Origin of the sequence: Streptomyces similanensis (assembly GCF_039543625.1) — a bacterium.
In the GTDB taxonomy this organism is placed as follows: domain Bacteria; phylum Actinomycetota; class Actinomycetes; order Streptomycetales; family Streptomycetaceae; genus Streptomyces; species Streptomyces similanensis.
Genome location: NZ_BAABKC010000016.1, coordinates 3530 through 4360, shown reverse-complemented (window position 1 = coordinate 4360; position 831 = coordinate 3530). Strand labels below are relative to the sequence as shown.

General features: G+C 71.5%; 1 protein-coding gene. It reads right to left on the bottom strand.

Annotation, left to right across the window (positions count from 1 at the left end; translation table 11 throughout):
• Nucleotides 1-831, bottom strand: an 831-nt coding sequence (locus ABEB07_RS06270) for a ketoacyl-synthetase C-terminal extension domain-containing protein (protein ID WP_345667383.1), incomplete at both ends; no start/stop codon positions are given.

The window sequence follows — 831 nt, the reverse complement described above, 5'->3', positions numbered from 1 at the left end:
GCCCTGGCCGGAGAAGACCATGGTCAGAGTGCCCTCGCCGGACGCGCGTCCGGTGACCACCGCGGGATGCGCCTCACCACGGGCGAGCGCCGCGAGCGCCTCTCTCCGATCGGTGTCGCCACCCGCCAGCACCACGGCTCGTTCGTCCAGCGCGGCGCGGCCCAGGGCGAGCGACCGCCCCACATCGAGCGACGAAGCGCCTGGCACCAACGCCGCCATCAGCCGCTCGGCCTGCTCGGACAACGCGGCACGGCTGTCGGCGGACAGGAACCACGGCACGACAGGGGGTACCGGCTCGTCCGTGGCAGGGGGTGCGGCCTCGTCCGTGGCGGTGATCTCGGCCAGGGGTGGTTGTTCGAGGATGATGTGGGCGTTGGTGCCGCTGATGCCGAAGGAGGAGACGGCGGCGCGGCGGGGGCGGTCGTGGTCGGGCCAGGGTTGTGGTGCGGTGAGGAGGGAGACGGCGCCCGCTGTCCAGTCGACGTGGGGGGTGGGTTCGTCGGCGTGGAGAGTGCGGGGGAGGATGCCGTGCCGCATCGCCATCACCATTTTGATGACACCTGCCGCGCCGGCGGCGGCTTGGGTGTGGCCGATGTTGGATTTGACGGAGCCGAGCCAGAGGGGTTGTTCGCGGTTGTGTCCGTAGGTGGCTTGGAGGGCTTGGGCTTCGATGGGGTCGCCGAGGCGGGTGCCGGTGCCGTGGGCTTCGACGGCGTCGACCTCGTCGGGGTGCAGTCCGGCGTTGGTGAGGGCTTGGCGGATGACGCGTTGTTGGGAGGGGCCGTTGGGTGCGGTGAGGCCGTTGGAGGCGCCGTCCTGGTTGACGGCGGA